Consider the following 25,800-nt stretch of genomic DNA (forward strand, 5'->3'; position numbering starts at 1 on the left):
CGGCACCACTTCATCGGTTTGCTCGGATAACGTGCCACTGGGAGCAACCTCAGCACTATTAAAGCATGCTTTAATAGCGGCCGGGATTCTTAAAGATCCCTTTAACAACGCCTCGCCAGGAGCGCAAATGCCCAGGACCACCGGCACTTACACCACCACCGATTCGGGCGGCGAGCTTGTCAAGGCCTTCGTGCCCCATCCATTGCCGCCCCTTGATCCTGCTTGCTACATGGCCAATGCGGCAGCCGAGGCGGCGCTGGGACGGCTCTCCGCCATGTCAGGTTTGGTCGCTTCTGCTGAATGGCTGATCTACAGCTCCATCCGCAAGGAGGCCTTGTTGACCTCCCAGATGGAGGGAACTCAGGCGACACTGACGGATCTGCTGGATCAAGAATCCGGAATCGACGTGGCCAGTACCACAGACGTCAGCGACGTGACGAATTACCTGCAAGCGTTCGCGTATGTGCGAGACCAGCTGAAACACGATTGGGGCCTGCCGATCTCAACGCGCCTGTTGTGCGAAGCACATAGCATCCTTTTGAACAGTGCGCGCGGCGAGCAGAAGTTACCTGGTGAAGTGCGCCGCTCCCAGAACTGGATCGCAGGTACCCGGCCAGGCAATGCTCTTTACGTCCCCCCTCCTCACATGGAAGTCGGACGGTTGCTGGGTGAGATGGAGCGCTATATCCACGAGCCTACGACAGACCTTCCTCCTCTGGTCCGCATTGCCTTGATCCATGCACAGTTCGAAACGATCCACCCGTTCCTTGATGGCAATGGGCGCATAGGCCGCTTGCTGATTGCAGCATTGCTGGAAGACTGGAAGCTGCTGCCGGAGCCACTGCTCTATGTCTCTGGCGAACTCAAGAAACATCAAGACGAGTACTACCGGCTTCTGTCGGCCATCCGCGCCGATGGCGACTGGGAGAGTTGGATCCGCTTCTTCCTCGACTGCACGACCGAAGCCGCCGAGAACGCCCAAAGAAACATCATCGACATCGCCTCACTCATCGCAGCCGACCGGAGAAAGGTCATGGCTGCGAAAGACGGCACGGTGCAGGCGATCCGCTTGTTCGAAATGCTGCCTACGATGCCGCGCTTCACCATTACATTTGCAGCTGAAAGGCTGGGGGTGACATTTCCCACCGCCAGCGCGGCTGTCAAAGTCCTGCAAAGCGTTGACGTCCTTGTCGGTACCGGGAATCAGAAACGGAACCAGCAGTTCAGCTACAAGCAATACACCGAACTGCTGCAGCGCTAGGGAGGTAGGCGCAGCCCGCGCATCGAAGGGGAGACGTTGAATATCCCCCAAATGCGTACCCAGGCGGATCAATGATCACCCATCACACGCTCGTCCCAACCGCCAGGGCACGCATCTTCGATGACCTGACGGCACGCCCGGGCACGCCCTATCACTCGATGTTCTGCACCTGTTCGCGGATCTGGTCGATCAGCACCTTCAGCTCCACCGCGGCATTGGACGTACGGCTGTCCACCGACTTCGACCCCAGCGTGTTGGCTTCGCGGTTGAACTCCTGCAGCAGGAAGTCCAGGCGGCGGCCGACCGGCTCGCGCTGCTTGAGCACGCGGCGGATCTCGACGATGTGGCTGCCGAGGCGGTCCAGCTCTTCATCCACGTCCAGCTTCTGCAGCCACAGCACCAGTTCCTGCTCGGCGCGACCGGGGTCGACCGGGTGCGGCAGGTCAGCCAGGCGTGCGGCAAGCTTGGCGCGCTGGCCGTCGCGAATGGCCGGAATCAAGGTGCGCACTTCGGTAGCGATGCGTTCGATACCGTCCACGCGTTCGCTGATGGCGGCCGACAACTTGCCGCCTTCGCGCTCACGGGCCTCGACGAAGCCATCCAGCACCTGGTCCAGCAGGGCCAGTGCCTCGACCTGCAGGGCGGCGGCATCGGTGGCCTCGCCACGGGTGACGCCCGGCAGCTGCAGCAGATCGGTGAAGCTGACCTGCAGATTGGGGAAATCGGAGGTCAGGCGGTGTGCCAGGCGGCCCAGCTGGCCCAGCAGGGCCTCGTCCACCTGCAGGTTGGCGGCCGCTTCCGGCGCGCGCAGGCGCATCACCAGATCCAGCTTGCCGCGGCTCAGGCGCGCGGCGATACGCTCGCGCAACTGCGGCTCGAGCGCCCGCAGTTCCTCGGGCAGGCGGGTGCCGACCTCCAGGAAGCGGTGGTTGACCGAGCGCAGCTCGCAGCCCAGCGTGCCCCACGGGGTGACCCGCTCGCCGCCGGCATAGGCGGTCATGCTTCGAATCATGGATTGTGTCCGGTGCGTGCAAAGGGGGAATGGTACCCTAGCGCCCTCACCAGAGCCCCCTTGCCCGCCCCGTGAAGGCTGCGGGCGTGGCGGCGTACTCCCTCGCCATTACGGAACCCGCACCATGTCCGATTCCCGCCCCAGCGGCCGCCAGCCCGACCAGCTCCGCCCGGTCGTCATCCAACGCGGCTTCACCCGCCACGCCGAAGGTTCGGTGCTGGTGTGCTTCGGTGAAACCCGTGTGCTGTGCACCGCCAGCGTCGAGAACCGCGTGCCGGGCTTCCTGCGCGGCAAGGGCGAAGGCTGGGTGACCGCCGAGTACGGCATGCTGCCGCGCGCCACCCACACCCGCAGCGACCGCGAAGCGGCCCGTGGCAAGCAGGGCGGCCGCACGCTGGAGATCCAGCGCCTGATCGGCCGCAGCCTGCGTGCCTGCGTGGACCGCAACGCGCTGGGCGAGCGCACCATCACCCTCGACTGCGACGTGCTGCAGGCCGACGGCGGCACCCGCACCGCCGCCATCACCGGCGCCTACGTGGCCCTGGTCGATGCGGTGAATGTGCTGATGAAGCGCGGCGACATCAAGCGCAACCCGATCCTGGGCGCGGTGGCAGCGGTGTCGGTCGGCGTCTACCGCGGCACCCCGGTGCTGGACCTGGACTACGCCGAAGACAGCGACTGCGACACCGACATGAACGTGGTGATGAACGACGGCGGTGGCTTCATCGAGCTGCAGGGCACCGCCGAAGGCCATGCCTTCCGCCGCGATGAACTGGACGCGCTGCTGGGCCTGGCCGAAAAGGGCGTGCGCGAGCTGCTGGACGCACAGCAGGCGGCGCTGTCGGCATGAACCGGCGCATCGCCCTGACCACCCTGGTGGTGGCCGACTACGACGAAGCCATTGCCTGGTACACCGGCAAGCTCGGCTTCGCACTGCTGGAGGACATCGACCAGGGCCACAAGCGCTGGGTGGTGGTGGGGCCGACCGACGGCAGCGCTGCCGCCCTGCTGCTGGCCCGTGCCAGCGACGAGGAACAGCGCAGCCGCATCGGCAACCAGACCGGTGGCCGCGTCGCCTTCTTCCTCAACACCGATGACTTCCACCGCGACCACGCGGCGATGCTGGCCGCCGGGGTCGAGTTCCTGGAAGCGCCGCGCGAAGAACCCTATGCAACGGTCGCGGTGTTCCGCGATTTGTATGGCAACACCTGGGACCTGCTGGAGCCCCGTCAATGAAGAAACTGGTACTGGCCAGCCACAACGCCGGCAAGCTGGTGGAGATGCAGGAGATCCTCGCCGACCTGCCGCTGCAGATCACCTCGGCCGCCGAGCTGGGCCTGGGCGACGTGGAAGAAACCGGCCTGACCTTCGTAGAGAACGCGCTGCTGAAGGCGCGCGCGGCCTGCGAAGCGACCGGCCTGCCGGCGCTGGCCGATGATTCCGGCCTGATCGTCGATGCCCTCGGCGGTGCGCCGGGCCTTTACAGCGCGCGCTATGCCGGCCACCCGACCAATGCCGCGGCCAACAACGCCAAGCTGCTGGAGGCGATGGCCGACGTTCCCGATGGCCAGCGCGGCGCCCGCTTCTATGCGGTGATCGTGCTGCTGCGTCACGCCACCGATCCGCAGCCGCTGATCTGCGAAGGTCGCTGGGAGGGCCAGATCATCCGCGAACTGCGCGGCACGAATGGTTTCGGCTACAACCCGGTGTTCCTGGATACCACCCACGGCCTGACCGCCGCGGAGATGGAGCCGGCACTGAAGAACGCCATCAGCCACCGTGCCCTCGCCCTGCAACAGCTCAAGCAGCAGTTGGCGACGCTGTACTGACGCCACCCGATCGAACCAGGGAAGCCGGCCAGCGGCCGGCACTACCGAAGAAGCCCATGCCGCACGCCCACGACCACTGCAACCACCTGCCCGGCGAAGCCTGTTCGGCGGACCACGACACTTCGGTACGACTGGTGCCACCCCCGCTGTCGCTGTACGTGCACCTGCCGTGGTGCGTGCGCAAATGCCCGTACTGCGATTTCAATTCGCACCAGGCCAAGGGCGAGCTGCCGTTCGATGCCTACATCGATGCGCTGCTGCGCGACCTCGACCAGGACCTGCCGCTGGTCTGGGGCCGGGTGGTGCACAGCGTGTTCTTCGGTGGCGGCACGCCCAGCCTGTTCCCGCCGGAAGCAATCGACCGTTTCCTGCAACAGGCCAGTGCACGCCTGCGTTTCGCGCCCAATGCCGAGATCACCCTGGAAACCAACCCGGGCACCGCCGAGCATGGCCGCTTCGACCGCTATCGCGCGGCCGGCGTCAATCGCCTCAGCTTCGGTATCCAGAGTTTCGACGATGCGATGCTCAAGCGCCTGGGCCGCATCCACGACAGTGGCGAAGCCGAGCGCGCGGTGAAGATGGCGCAGGACGCGGGTTACGACAACTTCAACATCGACCTGATGTACGCGCTGCCGGAACAGACCCTGGCCGGTGCCGAGGCTGATCTGGAACGCGCGTTCGCGCTGCAGCCGGCACACATCTCGCACTACCAGCTGACCCTGGAACCGAACACGGTGTTCTTCGCGCGGCCGCCGCAGGGCATTCCCGATGAAGACAACGCCTGGGACATGCAGGAACACTGCCAGGCGCTGCTGGCGCAGGCCGGTTTCGGCCAGTACGAGGTGAGCGCCTACGCACGCCCTGGCCGGCAGAGCGCGCACAACCTGAACTACTGGCGCTTCGGCGATTACCTGGGCATCGGTGCCGGCGCGCATGGCAAGATCAGCTCGGGCGCCGAGGAACACGTGCTGCGACGCTGGAAGCTGAAGCATCCGCAGGCTTATCTGGACAGCGCGGGCACCCCGGCCTCGTTCGGGGGTGACGATGTGATCGCGCCTGAGCGCCTGCCCTTCGAGTACATGCTGAATCTGCTGCGCCTGCACGAAGGCTTCGGCCTGCGCGATTTCGAGTCGCGTACCGGGCTGTCGCGCAGCGTGCTGGATGCACCGCTGGCCGAGGCCGTGCAGCGCGGCTGGCTGGACGTGACCGATGGCCATGTGCAGCCGACCGAACTGGGCCGCCGTTTCACCAACGATGTGGTGAGCCTGTTCCTGGAGGAGTGATCCTCGCCTGACAGGGGGTAGTGCCGGCCGCTGGCCGGCAGCTCGATCGGCGCGGATTGCCGGCCAGCGGCCGGCACTACCGTTCATCGGTCGGGCCATGCCCGGCGAATGGGATGCACATTCGCCCTAAAGTAGCGCCGACAGCGGCCGACACGGTAGATTCACCAGATCGATCCGCGGGAATCCGGATACCGCCTGCCGATGTCAGCTGTCTTTTCCATCACTCCTGCCGACAAGAACCGCCTGGCCGCCAGCGACCTGCCACCGCGGGTACGTGAGCTGCTGGGCGCGCTGATCGGCCTGTGCCGGCAGACGCTGGCCGCGCCCCTGATCCTGACTGTCGAAGCGCTGGAGCAGACCCTGCTGCACGACGCCGATCGCGCACGCAATCCGCAGCAGCAGGCCGAACTGATGGCCCAGCGTGGACAGCTGCACGCCTTCGCTGGCCACTTCGCCGACCGCATGCTCGATGCCGTTGCCGACGCCCTCGCACGGTTGCGCGAACCGGCCAACGGTGTCAGCACCAGTGCTACGCCGCCAGCGCTGCCGGGCATGCTCGGGCTGTCGCTGGTTGATGAGCACGAAGTGGATCGCGACCTGCTGCTGACCGAGATGGTGCGGCGCGAAACCCAGCGTTCAACCAACACACTGAACCTGCTCGGCCAACGCCTGGGGGTACTGGCGGCGGCGCCGGCCTTCGAGGCCGACACCCTGCCGCTGGCGCCGCAGGCACTGTGCGCGATGGTGCGCCGGATTGCCGAACAGGACGCGCTGAGCGTCGACGTACAGCTGGCGCTGTATCGCAGTTTCGAACGACAGGTGCTGGAACGGCTGGGCGATATCCTTGACCGTGCCAATGCCCTGCTGGCCCAGTCCGGCGTACTGCCGGGGCTGGTCTACACCCCCTACCTGGCACGCTCGTCGAGCACGCGGCGGATCATCACCCAGTCGGTGGGTGGCGGCCGCACCACGCAGCCGGCCAAGCGCAGCGCGGCCCCCCTGACCGGCTGGAACGGTTCGGCACCGGCCGGCTCCTGGTCCAGCCTGGTACAGGACGCCTTCCACGAGGGTGGTGCAGCCGGCCCCGCCACGCCGGGCGTGACCACATCCACCGGCAGTGCTTTGCATGAGCTGCTGCAGCAGGCCCGGCACGCCAGCCCTGCCCCGGCGGACAGCGGCGCAGTGCCCAGTGCGGCAGTCGACGCGGTACTCGCGCGTCTGCAGGCTCAGTCCAGCGCGGCAACCGGCGTGGCCGACCTGCAAGCGGCCGTGGTCGCGCAGCTGCGCAGCGAGCATGGTGCGCAGGCCCAGCTGGGCAGTCACGACCGGGACAACCTGGACCTGCTGCGCATGCTGATGCAGCAGGTGCAACAGCAGCAACGTCCCGATCCGGTGCCGGCCGCCCTGCTGGCCCGCCTGCAGGTGCCCCTGGCACGCGCGGCCATGGCCGACCCGGGCTTCTTCGTACGCGACGAACATCCCGCGCGTGAGCTGCTCAACCAGATCGCCGAAGTCGGTGCCAACTGGCTGGGCGACGACGATGTCGATCCGCAGCTGCTGCAGCGCATGGCGCAGAGCGTGCAGGGCCTGCTCGGCCAGGATGCACGCGCGCCGGAAGCCTTCGCCGCTGCCAACGAAGACGTGCAGCAGCACCAGCGCGCGGCGGCCCATCGTGCCGAACTGGCCGAGCGCCGCCACGTGGAGGCCGCGCGCGGCAAGGAACGATTGGAACTGGCCCGTCGCCAGGCCACCGCACAGATCGACCAGTGCTGCGACACGCAGTCGCCACCGCGCTTCGTGCAGACCCTGTTGCGCCAGGCCTGGGCCGATGCACTGACCCTCACCCGCCTGCGTCATGGCGATGATTCGCCACAGTGGCAGGAACGCCTGCAACAGACCGAGCGTATCGCTGCCATCACCGCACAGGCCATCGACGCCCCCGGCGGCACCGATACCGCGTTGGCAGCGGACGTGGAGGCCGCACTGCTGCAGGTCGGCTACCACGCCGAGGAAGCCGCGGCCGTCGCGCGCAGGCTGGCCACGCCCGGCGGCGAGGATGAAAGCACCTCGCGTACCGAACTCAGTGCCCGCCTGAAGGCACGTGCGCGCCTGGGCGAACACGCCGGCGCGCCCACCGGCACGGCGCCTGCAACGCCCCGCAGCAGTGCCGAAGAAGCCGCCTACCAGCAGCTGTCCACGCTGCCGTTCGGCAGCTGGTTCGACATCGATACCGGTGATGGCACGCTGCGCCGCCAGCGCCTGTCCTGGTACAGCCTGCTGACCGGCCACGCCCTGTTCGTCAATCCACGCGGGCAGAAGATCACCGATACCGACCTGGATACGCTGGCACGGCAGATCAGTGCCGGGCGCGCGCAACTGGTCACCGAAGACAAGGGCCGGCTGGTCGACCGTGCCTGGGAAGCCAGCCTTGGTGCGCTGCGCGCACTGGCCACGGGCCGCGCACAGGAGACCCCCGCATGAAAGCCGTACCGCCGCAGGACACCCGCCGCGCGCCGCGCCGCCAGGTCTCGGACCTGGTGCCGGTCACCGACCAGATGCGCGAGTGCGTGGTCGGACGCCTCGGCAATGTCTCCGAAACCGGCATGCTGATGCTGGCCAGCGTGCCGCTGCGCGAGGATGCGTTGTACCAGCTGCGCTTCCCGTTGCCACTGGGTGATGGCCGCCAGCAGGCCATCGATGTGGGCGTGCACCTGCTGTGGAGCGAGCCCGCACACGTTCCCGGCCAGAGCTGGACCGGCTTCCGCTTCCTGACCCTGTCACGCGAACATCGGCAGCTGCTGCGCCAGTGGGTGGGCGAGGACAGCGACGAGGGACCGGTTTCGACGGCCTGAGTGCCGGTTCCGGCACAGCGGTTTTTCGCGGTATGCGGCAGAATCTAGGGCCGTTTTCCGTGTCGAGCCACCGCAATGATCCAGCAAGACCCCGGCGCCCTGTATTCCGACCACCTGGCCGTGCTGTGCCGACGCGCCGAACAGGCGCTGGCCCGCGGCGGCTTCGATCATCTGGTGGTGCCCAGCGGCACCCTGCACTACCAGGTGTTCGACGACCGCGACTACCCGTATGCGGTGAATCCGCAGTTCAAGGCCTGGCTGCCGCTGACCCGCGTGCCCAACAGCTGGATCGTGTTCACCCCCGGCAAGCGTCCGGCGGTGATCTTCCACCAGCCGTTCGATTACTGGCACGTGGTACCGGACGCACCGAGTGGCTGGTGGGTGGAGCACTTCGACATCCACATCATCCGCAAGCCCGAAGAGGCACTGGCCCAGCTGCCGGCCGACCCGTCGCGCTGCGCGATCCTCGGCGAGCCGCAGAGCACGCTGGGCAACTACGTGCCGAACAACCCGGCGCCGGTGGTGAACTACCTGGAATGGCACCGCGGCAGCAAGACGCCGTATGAAATCGCGCTGATGCGCCAGGCGCAGGTGCTGGGCGTGCGCGGCCACCGTGCCGCCGAAGCCGCGTTCCGCAACGGCGCCGACGAGTTCAGCATCCACATGGCGTACTGCCAGGCCGTCGGCCAGGATGCCAACGAGCTGCCCTACGGCAACATCGTGGCGTTGAACGAACACGCCGCTGTGCTGCATTACACCGAGCTGGGCCGCAAGGCACCGCAGCCGCTGCGCAGCTTCCTGATCGATGCTGGTGCCAGCGCGCACGGCTACGCCAGCGACATCACCCGCACCTACGCCGCACAGGGCCACGACGAATTCGCGGCGATGATCGCCGCTGTTGACGCCGCGCAGCAGCAGATGTGCGCGGCGGTGCGCCCGGGCTTCGACTACAAGCAGCTGCACGTGGACGCGCATCTTTCGCTGATGGGCGTCCTGAAGGACTTCGGCGTGATCAAGGTCTCGCCGCAGACCGCAGTGGAAACCGGCGTCAGCGCCGCGTTCTTCCCGCACGGCATCGGCCACCTGATCGGTCTGCAGGTGCACGACGTGGCCGGCTTCGCGGCCAGCGATGAAGGCGGCCGCATCGAGCGCCCGGCCGGCCACCCGTACCTGCGCCTGACCCGCGTGCTGGAACCGGGCATGGTGGTGACCATCGAACCGGGCCTGTACTTCATCGACATGCTGTTGAATGAAGTGAAGGATGCCGGCCATGGCGATGCAATCAACTGGGACCGCGTGGACTTCTTCCGTCCGTATGGCGGCATCCGCATTGAAGACGAAGTGCTGTGCACTGAAGGCGAGGCGGACAACCTGACGCGGCCGGAGTTTGCGGCGGCGAACGGCTGAGCCCCTCGTGGTTGGGCGCTTGGAGCTAAAGCCGGCCTTTGACAGTTTCCTGCCGCGTTCAACCACAGAAAAGAAAAAAGAAAAGCAGAAGCGGGTCGCTCGCTGCGCTCGCTCTGTGTCGACCAAGGTCGACACCTACCAACAGCCGCGCGTTCCAACGGCCGCAGTGGCCAGTAGATCCACGCCATGCGTGGATGATTCATTCGATATCTGACAGATGTGCCGACCAACGGTCGGCACCCACCAACAGCCGCCTGAACCTGTCAAAGGCGGGGCACTGTGGGTTTGCGGGGTGTGAGCCGCATGGATGCGGCGACCAAGCCTACAGGGACGTACTTGCGGCGTCCCCGCAAACCCACAGTGCCCCGCCCTCCCACGGAATGCCGCTTCGGTTTTTGACGTTGCCGTTGATTGCAGCAGGTGCAGGGCTGCAAGCCCTGCCGAAACCCCTTACCCCGCCATCACCGCTTCAATCTCGTCGGCGCTGCGCGCCAGGCCTTCGGTCAGCACGCGATGCCCGTCATCGGTGATCAGCACGTCATCCTCGGTACGGATGCCGATACCGCGCCAGCGCGGTTCCACCGTCGTATCGTCCACGCCGATATACAGCCCCGGCTCGATGGTGAATGCCATGCCCGGCTCCAGCAGGCGCGAATCGCCGGCCAGGCGATAGTCACCCACGTCGTGCACGTCCATGCCGATCCAGTGCCCGGTCTTGTGCCGGTAGAAACGCTGGTACAGGCCCTCGGACAGGTTCTTTTCCAGCGTGCCCTTCAGCAGGCCCAGCCGCAGCAGGCCTTCGGTCAGGGTCTGCACCGCCGCCAGGTGACCCATCTCGTAGGCCACGCCCGGCTTGGCCTGGGCCAGTGCCGCGGCCTGCGCGTCACCGACCAGGTCGTGCAGCGCGCGCTGCTCGGCGCTGAAGCGGCCGTTCACCGGGAACGTGCGGGTGATGTCGCTGGCATAGCCGCGGTATTCGGCACCGGCGTCGATCAGCACCAGCTCACCATCGCGCGAACGTGCGTTGTTGTCGCGGTAGTGCAGGATGCAGCCGTTGCGACCTGCACCGACGATGCTGCAATAGGCCGGCACCGCGTCGTTGGCGCGGAACACGCGTTCCAGTTCGGCCTGCAGTTCGTATTCGTGGATGCCGGCCTTCGCCGCTTTCATCGCCGCCAGATGTGCACGCACGCTGATCTGCGCGGCGTGGTGCATCAGCGCCACTTCAGCACCGGACTTGAACAGGCGCTGCTCATGCAGCAGGTGGCCCAGCTCCAGGAACTCATGCGGCGGCTGCGCGCCGTGGCGCACCTGCGAACGCACGCGGTTGACCCAGCCGATCAGCTTCAGGTCGAAATCGGCGTCGCGGCCGAAGTGGTAATAGACGCGCGAACGCCCTTCCAGCAGGCCCGGCAGGATGTCGTCCAGATCGTCGATCGGGTACGCATCGTCCATGCCGTACTGCGCCACCGCGCCTTCCTGGCCGGCGCGGCTGCCGTCCCAGGCCTCGCGCTCGGCGTCGCGCTCACGGCAGAACAGGATGGCCTCGCCGTGGCGGCGGCCCGGGATCAACACCAGCACCGCTTCCGGCTCCGGGAAGCCGCTCAGGTACTGGAAGTCCGAATCCTGCCGGAACGGGTAATGGGTATCGAGGCTGCGCACCTTCTCGGCCGCGGCGGGAAGCACCAGGATCGCATCCTCGCCGGCCATGTCCATCAGCTGGCGGCGGCGACGCTTGTATTCGCCGGCCGCGATGCCGGTGCGCTGCTTGATGTCCATCAGTTCAGGCGCTGCCGATGGCGCGAGGCCAGCACCACGTCACCGTGCAGCAGCAGTACCGCCACGCGGATGAATTCCTCGATCTCGGACAGGGCTTCGTCATCGTCATCGCCACCGGCCTCGAAATCCTCGCTGGAGGCACGCGCCAGGCTGGCCATGTCGGTCAGCGCTTCTTCGCCCTCTTCGGACAGGGTCGGGCGGCGGCCGCCGCTGCCCAGGCCGAAGCCGCCCAGGAAGGAACGGGTCCAGCTGAACATGGCATCAGCCTGCGCGGACACGTCGTCGCCATCGGTCAGCAGCAGTTCGAAGGCGAAATCGCGGTCTTCCAGTTGCTTGATGGTGACCTGCAGCAGCTGCCCCAGCACGCTGTCGGCGGCCACCGGCGGCAGGTTGTCGTCGGCCAGCACACGCGCCGGCCAATCATTGCCGGGGGCACCACCGGCGGCCAGCCAGCCGCACAGTGCGCCGTGCAGCTCGGCAGCGGTGGCGCCCAGGCCCAGTTCCTGGCTGGCGCGGGTAACGTCGTCGACGGAGGGAAGTTCGGTCATCGTGCGGCTCGTTCGGAAAGGAAACCCGGGGCGCGCACGCGCGCGCCCGTGAGACCCCGTAGTGTAGCAACCCGACGGCATCCTCTCTGCGACCGTCAGGCCTTGCTGCGACAACGCTTGACCGCCCTTACCCGGCTTGCCTATCGTGCCCGTATGGAACCCGCCGATCCCCTTGCCCAGCTGCAGGACTTCGCTGCCCGCGTGGAAGCGTTGCTTGAACGCAACCAGCGCCTGGCCGAGGAGAACCGCAGCCTGCGCCACCAGCAGGAACAGCTGGTGGCCGAGCGTTCCACGCTGCTGGCCAAGAACGAGCAGGCACGCTCGCGGGTGGAAGCAATGATCAGCCGGCTCAAATCCCTGGAGCAGCACACATGAGCGCCGAACCGGTCAGTGTCCGCATCCTCGATCGTGAATACACCGTGGGTGTCGGCGGCGATGAACGCGACAGCCTGATGGCGGCCGCGCGCCTGCTCGATGCGCGCATGCGCGAAATCCGCGGCAGCAACCGCATGGCCGCGGTCGACCGCGTCGCCGTGCTGGCGGCGTTGAACCTGGCCCATGAACTGCAACTGCTGCGCGACGAGAACGCCCGCCAGGCAGTCGCCCTGCAGCAGACGCTGGCCGACCTGAACCGGCGCCTGGACCGCGCGATCGACGGCACCCCGTAGAAGAGGGGACGGAGGGAATCAAGGCGCATTCGCCCCTTCCGTGCCGGAAACGTCTTAATCCCCTCCGTCCCCTTTTCTCATATCTGAATTGGCACGGACTGTTGCCGACGAACGGCCTATCCAGATGCTGCGTGCTGGCTATAATGGCCACGCGTTCTCTGCGGTACTCGACGGCATGTGCAAACATTCGCCTTGTCCCTTAAGAACGACACCGGGAGCGCGACAGCGCCGGGAGTGCAGGTCCGCCTTGTAGCGGGAAGCCCGATGGTTCTCCAGCGTTCCCACTTGAGCCCCCGGGTTCAAGGTCGTTTCGCATGCATCGACATTGCGGAGAATGCAATATTCCAGCAAGGGCGGCGTCTTCGGGCGTCGCCCTTGTTCTTTCCGGCACAATGACGGCTGATCCTTGCCGCACGCTGCCATGACCGACCCGCGCCAGGCCCTGCGCCACGACCTGCGGCAACGCCGCCGCGACCTTTCCGCCGCTGAGCGCATCGCCGCCGCCGAATCGCTTGCCGATGCCCTGCTGGCCCTGCCGTTCGCCCCGCGCGAAGGCGCCGTGGCCGGCTACTGGGCGCTGGATGGCGAAATCGCCCTTCACCGCTGGCAGCTGCAGCTGCCCGAAGGACTCACCTACTGCCTGCCAGTGCTGGCCGGCGACGTACTGCGCTTCGCGCCATGGCGGCCCGGGCAAGCATTGACCAGCAACCGCTATGGCATTCCCGAGCCGGACGTGGCCGTGGAAGACACCCTGGAACCGGCGCAGATGGCGCTGGTGGTGACCCCGCTGGTGGGCTTCGACACACAGTGCCGGCGGCTGGGCATGGGGGGCGGCTGGTATGATCGCAGCTTCGCCTTCCGCCACGACCGGCCGGCGCCGCCCTGGCTGGTCGGTGCTGCATTCGCGGTGCAGCAGGTCGAGTCCTTGCCGGTGGCGTCGTGGGACGTGCCGGTGGATGCGATCTGCACCGAAGACGGCCCCCTGTTCCCCTCCGCTGCCCCCGTGAACGCATGACCGCCCGCAAGCGCTACTGGCTGATGAAGTCCGAACCGGACGCCTTCTCCATCGATGACCTGGCCAAGGTCAAGGTCGAACCCTGGAACGGGGTGCGCAACTACCAGGCGCGCAATTTCATGCGCGATGGCATGCAGGTGGGCGACGGCATCCTGTTCTACCACTCCAATACCAAGGTGCCCGGCATCGTCGGCCTGGCCACGGTCGCCAGCCCGGCCTATCCGGACGACACCCAGTTCGACCCGAAATCCGACTACCACGACCCCAAGAGCACGCGCGAGAACCCGCGCTGGATGCTGGTGGACGTGGCCTTCGACCGCAAGCTCAAGCAGGTGATCGCGCTGGACGAGATCAAGCTGCACGCCGAGGAGCTCGGTGAAGGCTTCCCGCTGGTTGCCAAGGGCAACCGCCTGTCGGTGTTCCCGGTGACCGCCGCGCAGTGGAAGCTGCTGCTGTCGCTGGAAAAGAAATCCTGATTCCCTGCCTGAGAGTTCTCCCATGTCCGAAGCCAAGCGCCTGGCCGCCGAGAAAGCCATCGAGTACGTTGAAGACGGCATGATCGTCGGTGTCGGCACCGGTTCCACCGTGGCCTATTTCATCGATGCCCTGGCCCGCATCCAGCACCGCATCAAGGGTGCCGTGTCCAGCTCCGAACAGAGCACCGCGCGCCTGAAGCAGCACGGCATCGAGGTGATCGAGCTGAACCACAGCGGCAACCTGTCGCTGTACGTGGACGGCGCCGATGAGTGCGACGCCAACAAGTGCCTGATCAAGGGTGGCGGCGCCGCACTGACCCGCGAGAAGATCATCGCCGAGGCCAGCGAGCGCTTCATCTGCATCGTCGACCCGAGCAAGCAGGTGCCGGTGCTGGGCAAGTTCCCGCTGCCGGTGGAAGTGATCCCGATGGCGCGCAGCCTGGTCGCCCGCCAGATCCGCGACATGACCGGCGGCCAGCCGACCTGGCGCGAAGGCGTGGTCACCGACAACGGCAACCAGATCCTGGACATCCACAACCTGCAGATCACCGATCCGGAAAAGCTGGAGCGCGAGCTCAACCAGCTGCCCGGCGTGGTCTGCGTGGGCCTGTTCGCGCGCCGCCGCGCCGATGTGGTGATCGTCGGTGGTGAGCCGCCGGTCGTGCTCTGACCCTTTCGAAGGATCCTGACGATGTCGCTGTTGCGTTCGCTGCTGATGCTTCCGCTGCTGGCCCTGGCCGGCTGTGCTACCGACGCGGCCCGCCATTGGGTCGAGCTGGATGGCGCCCGCTACCAGGTGGAGCTGGCCACCAACGATGAAACCCGCGCGCGCGGGTTGATGTTCCGCGACCAGATGGCCGCCGATCACGGCATGCTGTTCATCCACGACCGCGAGGAAATGCAGGCGTACTGGATGAAGAACACCAAGCTTGCGCTGGACATCCTGTACTTCGACAGCCAGCGCAAGCTGGTCAGCCAGCAGCGCGATGTGCCGCCGTGCTCGGCCGGCGACATGTGCCCGCCCTACCCCAGCGGTGGACCGGCGCGCTATGTGCTGGAGCTCAACGCCGGTCAGGCCGAGAAGCTCAAGCTGAAGGACGGCACGGAGCTGAAATTCGGCCCAGGCATCGAGTAACAGGGTTCTGCCCGCGGTAGTGCCGGCCGCTGGCCGGCAACCCTGCAGGGGTCAGATCCCTTTCGCACGCGAAAGGGATCTGCCCCCGGATTTTTCACGCGACACCGCTTGAAACCGCCTGCAATTGCCGCCAGTCTGTGGTCATGCAGGACCAGATCTCACTCCCCGACTGGGATGCACTGGCCGACCTCGAAGACGAGGCGCTGCCACTGTTGCCGACCGCGCTGCTGATCGCGCGCGATGAATACCCCGATCTGCAGCCGTCCACCTACGACGCGCTGATCCAGAGCCATGTCGACCACCTCCGTTCGGAAGTGGACAGCATCGACAACAGCCCATTGAAGATGGCAGCGATCAATCGCCATCTGTTCGACGAGCTGGGCTACAGCGGCGACCACGACGAGTACTACGACCCGCGCAACAGCTACCTCAACCAGGTATTCGAGCGCCGCCTGGGCAACCCGATCTCGCTGGCGCTGGTGCAGATGGAAGTCGCGCGCCGGCTGGGCATTCCGCTCGACGGCGTGTCCTTCCCCGGCCACTTCCTGGTGCGCCTGCCGGTTGACGACGGCGTGCTGGTGATGGACCCGTTCAATGGCGGCCGCCCGCTGGACGTGGACGAACTGCGCGAGCGGGCCAAGTCACACCTGGGCGGGCAGATGCCCGACGACCAGGTGCTGGCGCAGATCCTCGACCCGGCCCCTGCGCGCGCGATCCTGATGCGGATGCTGCGCAACCTGCACGGTGTGTATGCCGAAGCGGGCGAATGGGACCGTGCCGCACGCAGTGCCGACCGCCTGCTGAAGCTGGCCCCGGAGCAGGACGACGCGCTGCGTGACCGTGGCCTGGCCTACCTGCAGCTGGAGTACCTGGCCGGTGCCCGGCATGACCTGGGGCAGTATCTGAAGCGCAACCCGGAAGCCAGCGATGCGCAGTGGCTGCGCGAGAAGCTGATCGACCTCGGTGGGCCGGTACCGCGGCTGCATTGAGGTTGTCCGGTGTGCGGACCAACGGTCCGCACCCACAGAAGGGCCTGCAGGCCCCGCCATCAATCGACCTCGACCATCTCGAAATCGGCCTTGGTCACGCCGCAATCCGGGCAGGTCCAGGTCTCGGGAATGTCTTCCCAGCGCGTCCCCGGCGCGATGCCTTCTTCCGGCAAGCCTTCCGCTTCGCTGTAAAGAAAGCCGCAGACCACGCACATCCAGGTACGCAAGGTGGTGGGGGTGGCATCGCTCATCGGATAATCAGGGCTGGATTCACGGGCCGCCATTGTCCCATCGCGGTCCACTCACCGGTAGCCATCGATGACTTCTGCTTCCCCGGCGCCCCGCGGCGTCTACCTGATCACCCCGGACGAGCCCGATACCGCACGCCTGCTGGCCCGCACCGCGCCGCTGCTGGCCGCCGGCGCGACCTGGCTGCAGTACCGCAACAAGACCGCCAGTGACGCGCTGCGGCGGGAGCAGGCCACCGCCCTGCAGGCGCTGTGCGCGGAACACGGCGTGCCGCTGATCGTCAACGACGACCCGGCGCTGGCCAAGGCGGTCGGCGCCGCCGGCGTGCATCTGGGCGGCACCGACGGTGACATCCCCAGCGCGCGCGCGCTGCTTGGTGCCGAGGCCATCATCGGCGCCTCCTGCTACGACCAGCTGGCCAATGCCGAGCAGGCCGTGGCCGCCGGCGCCAGCTACGTGGCCTTCGGCGCGTTCTTCCCGACCACCACCAAGATCACCAGCAGCCGCGCCCATACCGACCTGCTGCGGCAAAGCGCCGCACTGGGCGTGCCGCGGGTGGCGATCGGCGGCCTGACGCCGGACAATGTCGGTCCCATCATCGACGCCGGCGCCGATCTGGTCGCCGTGGTCAGCAGCGTGTTCGCCGCCGAAGACCCGGTTGCGATCCAGCGCGCCTACCTCGCCCAGTTCGCGTAATGCCCAGGAAATCCGCATGAACCACGACCAGTCCCACGCCCTGTTCTCCCGCGCCCAGCAGCTGCTGCCGGGCGGCGTCAATTCGCCGGTGCGCGCGTTCAAATCGGTCGGCGGCGAACCGTTCTTCGTCGAGCGTGCCGACGGCGCCTACCTGTACGACGTCGACGGCAACCGCTACATCGACTATGTCGGTTCCTGGGGCCCGATGATCGTCGGCCACAACCATCCGGCCGTCCGCCAGGCGGTGAAGAAGGCGATCGACAATGGCCTGTCCTTCGGCGCGCCCTGCGCGGCCGAAGTGACCATGGCCGAGACCATCACCCGACTGGTGCCGTCATGCGAGATGGTGCGCATGGTCAACTCCGGCACTGAGGCCACGCTGTCGGCGATCCGCCTGGCGCGTGGCGCCACCGGCCGCAACCGCATCGTCAAGTTCGAAGGCTGCTACCACGGCCATGGCGACTCGTTCCTGGTCAAGGCCGGCAGCGGCATGCTGACGCTGGGCGTGCCGACCTCGCCGGGCGTGCCGGCCGGCCTGAGCGAACTGACCCTGACCCTGCCCTACAACGACTTCGAAGCGGCTACTGCCCTGTTCGAACAGCAGGGTGACGACATCGCCGGCCTGATCATCGAACCGGTGGTCGGCAACGCCAACTGCATTCCGCCACGCGAAGGCTACCTGCAGCACCTGCGCGAACTGTGCACGAAGCATGGCGCGCTGCTGATCTTCGACGAAGTGATGACCGGTTTCCGCGTTGCCCTTGGCGGTGCACAGGCGCACTACGGCATCACCCCGGACCTGACCACCTTCGGCAAGATCATCGGCGGCGGCATGCCGGTGGGTGCCTACGGCGGCCGCCGCGAACTGATGCAGCAGATCGCCCCGGCCGGCCCGATCTACCAGGCTGGCACGCTGAGCGGCAACCCGGTGGCGATGGCCGCCGGCCTGGCGATGCTGGAACTGATCCAGCAGCCGGGCTTCCACGCCGACCTGGCCGAGCGCACCGCGCGCCTGTGTGCCGGCCTGGAAGCGGCCGCTGCCGACGCCGGCGTGGCGGTGACCACCACCCACGTGGGCGCCATGTTCGGCCTGTTCTTCACCAGCGAGAAGGTGGAGACCTATGCGCAGGCCACCGCCTGTGACATCCCGGCGTTCAACCGCTTCTTCCACGCGATGCTGGACCAGGGCGTGTTCCTGGCACCGTCGGCGTACGAGGCCGGCTTCCTGTCCAGCGCGCACGACGATGCCGTGATCGAGGCCACGCTGGCCGCCGCACGCGTGGCGTTCAAGGCCGCCAAGGGCTGAGCCCGCTCTGCACGAAAAAGGGGACGGAGGGGATTAAGTCGTTTGTGCACAAACGACTTAATCCCCTCCGTCCCCTTTTTTTCCTGGTAGAGCCACGCCATGCGTGGCTGCTCAACCGAAGACGAACTTGCCCTTCATCATCGCGAAGTGGCCGGGGAACGAGCAGAAGAAGGTGTAATCCCCACCCTTCTGCAGGCCCTGGGTAGAGAAGCGCACGCGCGCGGTTTCACCACCGCCGATCACCTTGGTGTGCGCCAGCACGCGCTTGTCGGCCTTCGGCAGGTAGCTGTCGGCCAGGGTCATGCGCATGCCAGCCATCGCCACCGGCTGGTAATCCGCGCTGCGGGTCAGCACCCAGTTGTGGCCCATCGCGGTAGCAGCCAGCTTGCCGGTGTGGCGCAGGGTCAGATCCACGGCGGTGCAATCAGCGGCCACCTTGATCTCGCGGCTGCTGAAGCTCATCTGGTCGGTGCTGTCGATGCTCACCGCACACACCCGCGCCATCGCCGACGGCGCCAGCATCAGCGCGCCCAGTCCCACTGCCACCATCCAAGCCTTCATCGTTGCATCTCCTGCGGATTCAAGCGCCATTCTAGGCAGGCCCCTGCGGCGCCGTCTGCGACCGTCTGTCGCACGCGCACTCCAGGGTTTCCGCGCATCCACCGCAATGGCATGCTCGACCAATGCGGATCGACCTGTTGCTGCTGGATGTGGATGGCGTGCTGGTGCACTACCAGCGCGCGCAGCGCGTGCTGTACCTTGCGCAGGCGCTGGATGTCGTGCCGGAAACCGTGCAGGCCGCGCTGTACGACAGCGGGCTGGAAGCGGCACATGACAATGGCACGCTGGATGGCCCGGCCTATCTGGCGCAGCTGGGAGAGCTTCTAGGCACGACGGTCGATGTGACTGCTTGGACCGCGGCGCGGCGGGCCGCCAGCCATCCGCAGGCTGCCGTGTTGCAGCGGCTGCAGGCCCTGCAGTTGCCGATGGCAGTGCTGACCAACAACGGCGCGCTGATGCAACAGGCCTTGCCCACCCTGCTACCGGAACTGTTCCCTGCCCTGCAGGACCGCGTGTTCTGCAGCGCCGATTTCGGCCTGCGCAAACCGGCGCCGGAAGTCTTCCTGCGCACGCTTGAGGTACTCGGCGTGGCGCCTGCGCGCACGCTGTTCGTCGATGACCTGTTCGCCAACGTGCGCGGCGCACGCGCCGCCGGCCTGCACGCGGAAACCGTGCGCGATGGCCGGGGATTGGGCAAGGTGTTGAAGCGTTACGCGGTGAGCTGATCGGGGTCAGAGCCCTCTCCGCAGGAGAGGGATCCGACCCCAGCGCCGCGGCGTCAGCGCGCGGCGATGAAAGCAGCAATCGCTGCGCGCAGGCGCTTGAGGCCTTCGGCCACTTCTTCGTCGGTGATGTTCAGCGACGGCACGAAGCGCAGCACGTCCGGGCCGGCCTGCAGGGTCAGCAGGCCCTGCTCGGCGGCGTGGTCGAGGATCGCACCGGCCTGGCCGGCGAAGTCCTTGCTCAGCACCGCGCCCAGCATCAGGCCACGGCCACGCACGTCGCTGAACACACCGAACTCGTCGTTGATGCGGGCGAAGCCATCGCGCAGCGCCTTCGACTGGCGGCTGACGTTGGCGGCGATCTCCGCCGAGGCCAACTTGCGCAGCGCCACGCGCGCGACTGCGGCCGCCAGCGGGTTGCCACCGAAGGTGGTGCCGTGCGCGCCGAACTGCATGGTCTCAGCCACCTTCGGGCCGGCCAGCATCGCGCCGATCGGGAAGCCACCGCCGAGCGCCTTGGCCAGGGTGACCATGTCCGGTACCACATCGTCCTGCCAGTGCGCGAACAGCGTGCCGGTGCGGCCCATGCCGGCCTGGATTTCATCCAGCACCAGCAGTGCGTTGTGCTGGTCGCACAGTTCGCGCACGCGCTTGAGGAAACCGGACTTGGCCGGCATCACGCCGCCCTCGCCCTGGATCGGCTCCAGCATCACTGCGGCCACGTCGCCGGCGGCCATCGCGGTTTCCAGCTGCACCTCATCGTTGAAATCGATGTAGCGGAAGCCACCGGGCAGCGGCTCGTAGCCTTCCTGGTACTTCGGCTGGGCGGTGGCGGTCACCGCGCCCATGGTGCGGCCGTGGAAGCTGCCGCGGAAGGTGATGATGACGCGCTTGTCGGCCGGGCGGCCTTGGCTGGAGGCCCACTTGCGGACCATCTTGATCGCCACTTCGTTGGCTTCGGCGCCGGAATTGCACAGGAACACGCGCTCGGCGAAGCGGCTGGCCTTCACCAGCTCCTCGGCCAGGTGCAACGGCGGCGCGCTGTAGAACACGTTGCTGGTGTGCCAGAGCTTGCCGGCCTGCTCGACCAGCGCGGCGACCAGGTCCGGGTCGTTGTGGCCCAGGCCACACACGGCGATGCCGGCGGCCAGGTCGATGAACTCACGGCCCTGGCTGTCCCACACGCGGGCGCCCTGGCCGCGCTCCAGTACCACCTGGCGGGGCTTGTAGACCGGCAGGTAATAGTGCGAAAGGGAGATCAGCGGATCGGTAGCGGCGGTCATGGCAGTCGGCAGGGTTCAGGAATCCCCATTCTCGCGCCGGAACCCCTGCGGCACAATGCGCCCATGCGACCGTTTTCCGCCCCCCAGCTGAACCCCGCCACCGAGACCGGCTGGCGCCGTCGGTGGTTCGACATCATCTACCGCCACGACACCCGGCCTTCGCGCAATTTCGACCTGATCCTGGTGGTGGCGATCATCGCCAGCATCCTGGTAGTGATGATCGACAGCGTGCAGCACCTGCATGCCGAATGGTCCACCGGCCTGTACATCCTGGAATGGGGCTTCACGATCATCTTCACCGCCGAGTACCTGCTGCGGCTGGCGGTGGTCAAGCGCCCGCTGCGTTACGCGGTGAGTATCTGGGGCATCATCGACCTGCTGTCGATCCTGCCCGCCTACCTGTCGATGTTCATCCCCGGCGCGCAGAGCCTGCTGGTGGTGCGTGCGCTGCGCATCCTGCGCGTGTTCCGCATCCTCAAGCTGACCCGCTACATCGAGGAAAGCGGCGTATTGATGACGTCACTGTGGCGCAGCCGGCGCAAGGTGCTGGTGTTCCTGTTCACGGTGATCACCATCACCATCATCGCCGGTGCGCTGATGTACGTGATCGAGGGCCCCGAACACGGCTTCACCAACATCCCGGCCAGCATGTACTGGGCGGTGGTGACCATGGCCACGGTCGGTTTCGGCGACATCGTGCCGCAGACCGTGCTCGGCCGCTTCGTCACCTCGGTGCTGATCCTGATCGGCTACAGCATCATCGCCGTGCCCACCGGCATCTATACCGCCGAACTGGCCAGCACCATGCGTGAAGCCGAGCAGGCCGCGCGCCGCGATGCGCGTGGCTGCCCGGACTGTGGGCTGGAAGGCCATGAACCGGATGCACTGCACTGCCGCAAGTGCGGCGGCAAGCTGCCGGATGCGTTCAACCATTGAGGTACATGCCGGCCAGCGGCCGGCACTACCTCTCGGCGGTTACGCATGGATGCGTGTGCCGTTGCTCACCGCATGCGGTTGCTGGTGGTCACCAGATCATTGTATGCGGCGAGGATCGTTGACTGCGCTCCTTCCGGGTCGGTGGTGAGCCAACTGCCCGACGCCTTCCGCTCTGCCGCCAGCGCTTCGGCGGTGATCGGCTTGTGCTGCTCCAGCCGCTCGACGCCACGTCCCGCAGTACGCACCAGCTTGTCCGCCGAACGCTGCACGTGGCCCCACATCGGGTCGTCCTTGCCGACACCGCCGTTCTGGATTTCCGTCACCAGTGCCTGATAGTCAGCCAGCTGCACGCGCAGCGCCGCAACATCCGGTGCGTCGTCCTGGAACGCCGTGGCCAGTAGCTTGCCGTCGCCCAGCAGGCGAAGGTGATAGTAGGCCAGCGAGCGCCCTTCGCTCTCCTCGATCTGCTTCAGCTGCGCGGCACGGCGATCGTTCTCGTTCTTTTCCAGCGCCACATCCATCGCTTCGCTGGCCTTGAAGAAATCAGCATAGGCCTGCATCAGCGGGGCATGCTGGCTGCGCATCCCTTCACCGCCATCACGACGATAATCCTCGCGGGTGAAGTAACCATCGGCGCGCTCGACCAGGGTGTTCAATGCCTGGAAGGCCTGCTGATAGTCACGCGCGGGGCCATCCATCGGCAAGGCCGGGGTCTTCGCCAGCGCGTCGGTCAGTGGCTGGCCGCAGTACTCGACGCGGTGCGACAGCACCTTCCCGGGCGAACGCGGTTGCGCTTCCTTGCCGGTCGGGCCGGCTTCAGGGTCCTTCATCCAGCTGGTGTAGGTCTGGAAACCCTCGTGAATGGGTTGTTCAACGCCGTTGTAGCACTCGATGTAGGCGTTCACCTTCTCCAGGCTGGGGTCGGCCAGCGACAACCCTGCCGATTTGTTGCAGCCGCTCAGGCCAGCCACAGCGCCGATCAGCAGCAGCGGCACGATACGCAGACAGGAAGTCATCATGGTCTCTCGCATGGGTGCTGGCGCGCCGGTCACTGGCGGTTGCTCTGGAAAACGAGCGTGTTGTATTCCTGCATCAGCTTGCTGGCCGATCCACGCGGCGCCATCGACGGCGAATCAAGCATGCGTCGTTCGAAATCGGTGTAAGGCTCTTTCTCGCTGACGCGCTGCAGCCGCGCCTTGCCTTCCCGACGGAAGTTCTCGGCCTCACGCTCGAAGCTGTTCCAGTCCAGCTTGCCCGGTTCCTGATCAGCCACCTTCGCATGCGCTTCGTCGGAAATGCGGTTGAACGCATCCAGACGCTCGCGGGCCTTGGCCTGATCGAAATCATCCTCGCTCATCAGATCCATGATGGCCTTGGCTTCCAGCATCATCGCCAGGCGGTAGTACTCGCGCGTGCGACCCTCGGCCTGCTCCAGTGCCTTGAGCTGCTCGCGCTGGGCGGCGTCGTTCTGGCGCTCCAGCTCGGCATTGAACGTTGCACTGGCAGCCACGAAATCCTTGAAGGCGGCCATCAAGGGCGCGTGCAGCTGCTTGCCCTTGGCGAACTGGTCGTCTTCGTAGTCCTGGCGATCGTAGTAGTCGTGCGCGTCCTTGCTGATCGGCACCAGTGCCTTCAGCGCCTGCTGGTAGTGGCCGGCAGCAGCATCGAGTTCGGCCAGCACTGGCTTGGCAGCGATCGCCTCGGTCACGGGGGCATCGCACTGCTTCATGTCGTAATCGCTGATCTCGAACGGACCGTACACCTGTGTCTCGCGACCGGTCGGGCCGGCGGCGACATCCTTGATCCAGCGCGTATAGGACTCGATGCTGCCGTGGGTCTTCGAATCAAGCGCGTTGAAGCAGCCGATGTAGGCGTTGAGCTTGGCGGTCAACTGCTGCTGCGGGTCGGACGGCGCCGCGCTGGCGTCCGGCGTGCCGGAGGCAGCGGCGCCGCCCGCAGCGGCGGGTGCCTTGCCACCGCAGGCGGCCAGGATCAACGACAGCGAAGCGGCCAGCGCCGCGACGGAAAGAGTGCGTGACATGTGTTCACATCCCTGTTGAAAACGATTACAGCCGCACATTCTAGCGCAGCAGGCCGAAGGTCGCAGCCCTCGGCCTCTTCCGGCGACGTGCGATCAATCCAGGAACAGATCCGGCAGCAACGGACGCGATGGATCCACTGAGTAGCCCGAAAGATCGGTGATACCCGCCTGCGCCAGCACGTCATCGTCGATCAGGAACTGGCCATGGAAGCCCGCCGCTTCGCGCACCAGCACCGCATGCGCGGCATCAGCCATGATCTGCGGCGTGCGGCAGCCGGCCGCATCCACGCCCGGGATCATGTTGATCGCATCGGTGGCGATGACCGTGCGCGGCCACAGCGCATTCACCGCCACGCCCTGCGGGCCGAATTCCGCGGCCAGGCCCAGGGTAACGAAGCTCATGCCCATCTTCGCCAGCGTGTAGCCGGTATGCGGTGCCCACCACTTCGGCTCCAGGCTGGGCGGCGGTGCAAGGGTGAGGATGTGCGGATTCGGCGCCTGCAGCAGGTACGGCAGGCAGGCCTGCGCGCACAGGAAACTGCCGCGCGCATTGACCTGCTGCATCAGGTCGAAACGCTTCATCGGCGTATCCAGCGTACCGCGCAGCCAGATCGCGCTGGCGTTGTTGACCAGGATGTCGATGCCACCGAAGGTATCGACCGTGGCCGCAACCGCCGCGTGCACCTGCTCTTCCTCGCGGATGTCGCACTTCAGCGCCAGGCCCTGCCCGCCTGCCGCCGTCACCGCTTCGGCCGCGGTATGGATGGTGCCTGGCAGCTTCGGATTCGGCACCGACGACTTGGCCGCAATGGCCACGTTGGCGCCGTCGCGCGCCGCGCGCAGTGCGATGGCCAGGCCGATCCCTCGCGAGGCTCCGGTGATGAAAAGCGTTTTGCCCTGCAGACTGCCCACGTTCCACACTCCAGCGTATGCAATGAGTCGCTAGTATGCCGCGCCGACGCGGAGTTCACCCGATCTTGACGATACTCGGGCCTCCAGCCAACGCACGAGGTCCACGCCATGCGCCGTTCCCGCCTGTTGCTGCCTGCCCTGGGGCTTGCCCTGCTGACTGCCTGCCAGGGCCGTTCGCCGGAACCCGGCAAGGAGCCGCCCGCCGGTGACGCGCCCAGCGCGGAGAAGGCCGCCGCCGACGGCAAGATGCGCTGGAGCGAAGCCGTGGTCTGGGATGGCGATCTGAACGCATGCCGCCAGGGCGAGAATGCCGCCACCCGGGATTGCCTGCGCGATGCGATGCGAGCGGGGGGAGCAAGCGCCGAGGCGATCACCGCGGCCGAGCAACTGTCCAGCGCCGGGGAACTGGCGTATGTGACCGCCTGGCATGAGAACGAGGGGCTGGGCATTGCCACGGTCGAGTATCCCTTCCGCGCCAACACCAACGAAGGCACCCGCCTGGTCGATGCCAGCGGCAAGCGCATCGATGTGGATGCCGTGCAGTTGGACGACACCCTGCGTGCCGACCCCACTGTGCAGGAGCTGCTGAAGGCCAACCCGCAAGCCACGCCGTTCGCACCGGCGCAGTCGGCCGGGGCCACGCCACTGGAGAATGGCGGCATCCGCGTGATGTATCGCACGCCACTGCGCGACTGCCACGCCTGCCCGGATGTGGGCCAGCTGCAGATCGCCTACGACTTCGACGCCAAGCGCAACTTCATCGGCCAGCAGGTGGTGCCGGCGACGCCGTAAGGTCACCGGCGTCTGTAGAGCCGAGCCATGCTCGGCTCATTGAATGCA

29 protein-coding genes and 1 other RNA gene are annotated in these 25,800 nt (G+C 66.7%); 21 read left to right on the plus strand and 9 right to left on the minus strand.

Annotated features, from left to right (window positions below):
• Positions 1–127: 127 nt before the first annotated feature.
• Positions 128–1,261, plus strand: coding sequence for a Fic family protein (locus ACSYAO_RS17735; RefSeq protein ID WP_049461729.1), 1,134 nt, complete (start codon positions 128–130; stop codon positions 1,259–1,261).
• A gap of 151 nt (positions 1,262–1,412) precedes the next feature.
• Here ACSYAO_RS17735 and ACSYAO_RS17740 read toward each other — a convergent pair whose 3' ends face one another.
• On the minus strand, positions 1,413–2,273 hold the full coding sequence (locus ACSYAO_RS17740; protein ID WP_019661992.1) for a YicC/YloC family endoribonuclease: 861 nt from the start codon (positions 2,271–2,273) through the stop codon (positions 1,413–1,415).
• A 124-nt stretch (positions 2,274–2,397) separates the two neighbouring features.
• Between ACSYAO_RS17740 and rph the strand changes: the two genes are divergently transcribed.
• From rph to pepQ, 7 genes are all read left to right on the plus strand, one after another.
• On the plus strand, positions 2,398–3,123 hold the full coding sequence (gene rph, locus ACSYAO_RS17745) for a ribonuclease PH (protein ID WP_012512000.1): 726 nt from the start codon (positions 2,398–2,400) through the stop codon (positions 3,121–3,123).
• Positions 3,120–3,509: a VOC family protein gene (locus ACSYAO_RS17750; protein WP_032956062.1), complete on the plus strand. Its 390-nt coding sequence runs from the start codon at positions 3,120–3,122 to the stop codon at positions 3,507–3,509. The genes rph and ACSYAO_RS17750 overlap by 4 nt, the downstream gene beginning before the upstream one ends.
• Positions 3,506–4,102 (plus strand): RdgB/HAM1 family non-canonical purine NTP pyrophosphatase, encoded by a 597-nt coding sequence (gene rdgB, locus ACSYAO_RS17755; protein ID WP_049461728.1) that lies wholly within the window; start codon positions 3,506–3,508, stop codon positions 4,100–4,102. The genes ACSYAO_RS17750 and rdgB overlap by 4 nt, the downstream gene beginning before the upstream one ends.
• 56 nt (positions 4,103–4,158) lie before the next feature.
• Positions 4,159–5,385 carry a radical SAM family heme chaperone HemW gene (hemW, locus tag ACSYAO_RS17760; RefSeq protein WP_049461727.1) on the plus strand — a complete coding sequence of 409 codons (1,227 nt, stop codon included), beginning with the start codon at positions 4,159–4,161 and terminating at the stop codon, positions 5,383–5,385.
• 201 nt (positions 5,386–5,586) lie between these two features.
• Complete coding sequence (locus ACSYAO_RS17765) at positions 5,587–7,866, plus strand: DUF1631 family protein (RefSeq protein WP_149908742.1); 2,280 nt, start codon at positions 5,587–5,589, stop codon at positions 7,864–7,866.
• A complete protein-coding gene (locus ACSYAO_RS17770; RefSeq protein ID WP_010484030.1) occupies positions 7,863–8,237 on the plus strand; it encodes a PilZ domain-containing protein in 375 nt (124 codons plus the stop codon). The genes ACSYAO_RS17765 and ACSYAO_RS17770 overlap by 4 nt, the downstream gene beginning before the upstream one ends.
• A 75-nt stretch (positions 8,238–8,312) precedes the next feature.
• Complete coding sequence (gene pepQ / locus ACSYAO_RS17775; RefSeq protein WP_049461725.1) at positions 8,313–9,644, plus strand: Xaa-Pro dipeptidase; 1,332 nt, start codon at positions 8,313–8,315, stop codon at positions 9,642–9,644.
• Positions 9,645–10,094: 450 nt separating this feature from the next.
• Here pepQ and ACSYAO_RS17780 read toward each other — a convergent pair whose 3' ends face one another.
• Both ACSYAO_RS17780 and ACSYAO_RS17785 read right to left on the minus strand, forming a co-directional pair.
• Entirely contained in the window at positions 10,095–11,417 is a 1,323-nt protein-coding gene (locus ACSYAO_RS17780) for an aminopeptidase P N-terminal domain-containing protein (RefSeq protein WP_100437673.1), read from the minus strand.
• Positions 11,418–11,422: 5 nt separating this feature from the next.
• A complete protein-coding gene (locus tag ACSYAO_RS17785) occupies positions 11,423–11,971 on the minus strand; it encodes a YecA/YgfB family protein (protein WP_032128368.1) in 549 nt (182 codons plus the stop codon).
• A 153-nt stretch (positions 11,972–12,124) separates the two neighbouring features.
• Between ACSYAO_RS17785 and ACSYAO_RS17790 the strand changes: the two genes are divergently transcribed.
• The 8 genes from ACSYAO_RS17790 (at position 12,125) to ACSYAO_RS17825 (ending at position 16,254) form a co-directional block, all read left to right on the plus strand.
• The gene (locus ACSYAO_RS17790; RefSeq protein WP_005410898.1) at positions 12,125–12,346 is read left to right on the plus strand and encodes a TIGR02449 family protein; all 222 of its coding nucleotides are present in this window, start codon (positions 12,125–12,127) and stop codon (positions 12,344–12,346) included.
• Positions 12,343–12,639: a cell division protein ZapA gene (locus tag ACSYAO_RS17795; RefSeq protein WP_005410899.1), complete on the plus strand. Its 297-nt coding sequence runs from the start codon at positions 12,343–12,345 to the stop codon at positions 12,637–12,639. Before ACSYAO_RS17790 ends, ACSYAO_RS17795 begins: the two co-directional genes overlap by 4 nt.
• Positions 12,640–12,791: 152 nt before the next feature.
• Positions 12,792–12,977: non-coding RNA, 6S RNA (gene ssrS / locus ACSYAO_RS17800), on the plus strand.
• 83 nt (positions 12,978–13,060) lie between these two features.
• Entirely contained in the window at positions 13,061–13,654 is a 594-nt protein-coding gene (locus ACSYAO_RS17805; protein ID WP_134951474.1) for a 5-formyltetrahydrofolate cyclo-ligase, read from the plus strand.
• Positions 13,651–14,130, plus strand: a complete 480-nt coding sequence (locus ACSYAO_RS17810) for an EVE domain-containing protein (protein ID WP_032128370.1) — start codon at positions 13,651–13,653, stop codon at positions 14,128–14,130. The genes ACSYAO_RS17805 and ACSYAO_RS17810 overlap by 4 nt, the downstream gene beginning before the upstream one ends.
• Positions 14,131–14,152: 22 nt before the next feature.
• Positions 14,153–14,800: a ribose-5-phosphate isomerase RpiA gene (gene rpiA / locus ACSYAO_RS17815; RefSeq protein WP_006389802.1), complete on the plus strand. Its 648-nt coding sequence runs from the start codon at positions 14,153–14,155 to the stop codon at positions 14,798–14,800.
• A 21-nt stretch (positions 14,801–14,821) separates the two neighbouring features.
• Complete coding sequence (locus ACSYAO_RS17820; RefSeq protein ID WP_049421686.1) at positions 14,822–15,265, plus strand: DUF192 domain-containing protein; 444 nt, start codon at positions 14,822–14,824, stop codon at positions 15,263–15,265.
• A gap of 143 nt (positions 15,266–15,408) precedes the next feature.
• A complete protein-coding gene (locus ACSYAO_RS17825; RefSeq protein WP_049400716.1) occupies positions 15,409–16,254 on the plus strand; it encodes a SirB1 family protein in 846 nt (281 codons plus the stop codon).
• Between the two features lie 59 nt (positions 16,255–16,313).
• Here the strand turns inward: ACSYAO_RS17825 and ACSYAO_RS17830 are convergent, their stop codons facing one another.
• Positions 16,314–16,538, minus strand: coding sequence for a rubredoxin (locus ACSYAO_RS17830; protein WP_014038358.1), 225 nt, complete (start codon positions 16,536–16,538; stop codon positions 16,314–16,316).
• Positions 16,539–16,572: 34 nt separating this feature from the next.
• On the opposite strand from ACSYAO_RS17830, the gene thiE reads away from it, so the two are divergent.
• Positions 16,573–17,199: a thiamine phosphate synthase gene (gene thiE / locus ACSYAO_RS17835; protein WP_032128373.1), complete on the plus strand. Its 627-nt coding sequence runs from the start codon at positions 16,573–16,575 to the stop codon at positions 17,197–17,199.
• 16 nt (positions 17,200–17,215) lie between these two features.
• Entirely contained in the window at positions 17,216–18,505 is a 1,290-nt protein-coding gene (gene hemL / locus ACSYAO_RS17840) for a glutamate-1-semialdehyde 2,1-aminomutase (protein WP_049462706.1), read from the plus strand.
• 111 nt (positions 18,506–18,616) lie between these two features.
• Here hemL and azu read toward each other — a convergent pair whose 3' ends face one another.
• Positions 18,617–19,066 (minus strand): azurin, encoded by a 450-nt coding sequence (gene azu / locus ACSYAO_RS17845; RefSeq protein ID WP_049460658.1) that lies wholly within the window; start codon positions 19,064–19,066, stop codon positions 18,617–18,619.
• Between the two features lie 122 nt (positions 19,067–19,188).
• Between azu and ACSYAO_RS17850 the strand changes: the two genes are divergently transcribed.
• The gene (locus ACSYAO_RS17850) at positions 19,189–19,791 is read left to right on the plus strand and encodes an HAD-IA family hydrolase (protein ID WP_149908744.1); all 603 of its coding nucleotides are present in this window, start codon (positions 19,189–19,191) and stop codon (positions 19,789–19,791) included.
• Positions 19,792–19,844: 53 nt separating this feature from the next.
• Here ACSYAO_RS17850 and ACSYAO_RS17855 read toward each other — a convergent pair whose 3' ends face one another.
• A complete protein-coding gene (locus ACSYAO_RS17855) occupies positions 19,845–21,071 on the minus strand; it encodes an acetylornithine transaminase (protein WP_006467246.1) in 1,227 nt (408 codons plus the stop codon).
• 63 nt (positions 21,072–21,134) lie between these two features.
• Here ACSYAO_RS17855 and ACSYAO_RS17860 point away from each other — a divergent pair, with 63 nt between their 5' ends.
• Entirely contained in the window at positions 21,135–22,007 is an 873-nt protein-coding gene (locus tag ACSYAO_RS17860; RefSeq protein WP_032128376.1) for an ion transporter, read from the plus strand.
• A 65-nt stretch (positions 22,008–22,072) separates the two neighbouring features.
• On the opposite strand, the gene ACSYAO_RS17865 is transcribed toward ACSYAO_RS17860, so the two are convergent.
• From ACSYAO_RS17865 to ACSYAO_RS17875, 3 genes are all read right to left on the minus strand, one after another.
• Positions 22,073–23,023, minus strand: coding sequence for a YiiG family protein (locus ACSYAO_RS17865; protein ID WP_049460660.1), 951 nt, complete (start codon positions 23,021–23,023; stop codon positions 22,073–22,075).
• A 32-nt stretch (positions 23,024–23,055) separates the two neighbouring features.
• Positions 23,056–24,048 carry a YiiG family protein gene (locus tag ACSYAO_RS17870; RefSeq protein ID WP_149908745.1) on the minus strand — a complete coding sequence of 331 codons (993 nt, stop codon included), beginning with the start codon at positions 24,046–24,048 and terminating at the stop codon, positions 23,056–23,058.
• A gap of 93 nt (positions 24,049–24,141) precedes the next feature.
• The gene (locus tag ACSYAO_RS17875; protein ID WP_049460653.1) at positions 24,142–24,960 is read right to left on the minus strand and encodes an SDR family oxidoreductase; all 819 of its coding nucleotides are present in this window, start codon (positions 24,958–24,960) and stop codon (positions 24,142–24,144) included.
• Positions 24,961–25,068: 108 nt separating this feature from the next.
• Here ACSYAO_RS17875 and ACSYAO_RS17880 point away from each other — a divergent pair, with 108 nt between their 5' ends.
• The gene (locus ACSYAO_RS17880) at positions 25,069–25,752 is read left to right on the plus strand and encodes a hypothetical protein (RefSeq protein WP_049460652.1); all 684 of its coding nucleotides are present in this window, start codon (positions 25,069–25,071) and stop codon (positions 25,750–25,752) included.
• Positions 25,753–25,800 lie beyond the last annotated feature (48 nt).

Origin of the sequence: Stenotrophomonas sp. STK16_22, assembly GCF_051984505.1 — a bacterium.
Taxonomy (GTDB): domain Bacteria; phylum Pseudomonadota; class Gammaproteobacteria; order Xanthomonadales; family Xanthomonadaceae; genus Stenotrophomonas; species Stenotrophomonas maltophilia_A.

What these genes read in the sequence shown, in the direction of transcription:
- ACSYAO_RS17735 (WP_049461729.1), top strand. Translation starts at nt 128, where the DNA reads ATGCCCAGGACCACCGGCACTTACACCACCACCGATTCGGGCGGCGAG.
- ACSYAO_RS17740 (WP_019661992.1), bottom strand. Translation starts at nt 2,273, where the DNA reads ATGATTCGAAGCATGACCGCCTATGCCGGCGGCGAGCGGGTCACCCCG.
- rph (WP_012512000.1), top strand. Translation starts at nt 2,398, where the DNA reads ATGTCCGATTCCCGCCCCAGCGGCCGCCAGCCCGACCAGCTCCGCCCG.
- ACSYAO_RS17750 (WP_032956062.1), top strand. Translation starts at nt 3,120, where the DNA reads ATGAACCGGCGCATCGCCCTGACCACCCTGGTGGTGGCCGACTACGAC.
- rdgB (WP_049461728.1), top strand. Translation starts at nt 3,506, where the DNA reads ATGAAGAAACTGGTACTGGCCAGCCACAACGCCGGCAAGCTGGTGGAG.
- hemW (WP_049461727.1), top strand. Translation starts at nt 4,159, where the DNA reads ATGCCGCACGCCCACGACCACTGCAACCACCTGCCCGGCGAAGCCTGT.
- ACSYAO_RS17765 (WP_149908742.1), top strand. Translation starts at nt 5,587, where the DNA reads ATGTCAGCTGTCTTTTCCATCACTCCTGCCGACAAGAACCGCCTGGCC.
- ACSYAO_RS17770 (WP_010484030.1), top strand. Translation starts at nt 7,863, where the DNA reads ATGAAAGCCGTACCGCCGCAGGACACCCGCCGCGCGCCGCGCCGCCAG.
- pepQ (WP_049461725.1), top strand. Translation starts at nt 8,313, where the DNA reads ATGATCCAGCAAGACCCCGGCGCCCTGTATTCCGACCACCTGGCCGTG.
- ACSYAO_RS17785 (WP_032128368.1), bottom strand. Translation starts at nt 11,971, where the DNA reads ATGACCGAACTTCCCTCCGTCGACGACGTTACCCGCGCCAGCCAGGAA.
- ACSYAO_RS17790 (WP_005410898.1), top strand. Translation starts at nt 12,125, where the DNA reads ATGGAACCCGCCGATCCCCTTGCCCAGCTGCAGGACTTCGCTGCCCGC.
- ACSYAO_RS17795 (WP_005410899.1), top strand. Translation starts at nt 12,343, where the DNA reads ATGAGCGCCGAACCGGTCAGTGTCCGCATCCTCGATCGTGAATACACC.
- ACSYAO_RS17805 (WP_134951474.1), top strand. Translation starts at nt 13,061, where the DNA reads ATGACCGACCCGCGCCAGGCCCTGCGCCACGACCTGCGGCAACGCCGC.
- ACSYAO_RS17810 (WP_032128370.1), top strand. Translation starts at nt 13,651, where the DNA reads ATGACCGCCCGCAAGCGCTACTGGCTGATGAAGTCCGAACCGGACGCC.
- rpiA (WP_006389802.1), top strand. Translation starts at nt 14,153, where the DNA reads ATGTCCGAAGCCAAGCGCCTGGCCGCCGAGAAAGCCATCGAGTACGTT.
- ACSYAO_RS17820 (WP_049421686.1), top strand. Translation starts at nt 14,822, where the DNA reads ATGTCGCTGTTGCGTTCGCTGCTGATGCTTCCGCTGCTGGCCCTGGCC.
- ACSYAO_RS17825 (WP_049400716.1), top strand. Translation starts at nt 15,409, where the DNA reads ATGCAGGACCAGATCTCACTCCCCGACTGGGATGCACTGGCCGACCTC.
- ACSYAO_RS17830 (WP_014038358.1), bottom strand. Translation starts at nt 16,538, where the DNA reads ATGGCGGCCCGTGAATCCAGCCCTGATTATCCGATGAGCGATGCCACC.
- thiE (WP_032128373.1), top strand. Translation starts at nt 16,573, where the DNA reads ATGACTTCTGCTTCCCCGGCGCCCCGCGGCGTCTACCTGATCACCCCG.
- hemL (WP_049462706.1), top strand. Translation starts at nt 17,216, where the DNA reads ATGAACCACGACCAGTCCCACGCCCTGTTCTCCCGCGCCCAGCAGCTG.
- azu (WP_049460658.1), bottom strand. Translation starts at nt 19,066, where the DNA reads ATGAAGGCTTGGATGGTGGCAGTGGGACTGGGCGCGCTGATGCTGGCG.
- ACSYAO_RS17850 (WP_149908744.1), top strand. Translation starts at nt 19,189, where the DNA reads ATGCGGATCGACCTGTTGCTGCTGGATGTGGATGGCGTGCTGGTGCAC.
- ACSYAO_RS17855 (WP_006467246.1), bottom strand. Translation starts at nt 21,071, where the DNA reads ATGACCGCCGCTACCGATCCGCTGATCTCCCTTTCGCACTATTACCTG.
- ACSYAO_RS17860 (WP_032128376.1), top strand. Translation starts at nt 21,135, where the DNA reads ATGCGACCGTTTTCCGCCCCCCAGCTGAACCCCGCCACCGAGACCGGC.
- ACSYAO_RS17865 (WP_049460660.1), bottom strand. Translation starts at nt 23,023, where the DNA reads ATGACTTCCTGTCTGCGTATCGTGCCGCTGCTGCTGATCGGCGCTGTG.
- ACSYAO_RS17870 (WP_149908745.1), bottom strand. Translation starts at nt 24,048, where the DNA reads ATGTCACGCACTCTTTCCGTCGCGGCGCTGGCCGCTTCGCTGTCGTTG.
- ACSYAO_RS17880 (WP_049460652.1), top strand. Translation starts at nt 25,069, where the DNA reads ATGCGCCGTTCCCGCCTGTTGCTGCCTGCCCTGGGGCTTGCCCTGCTG.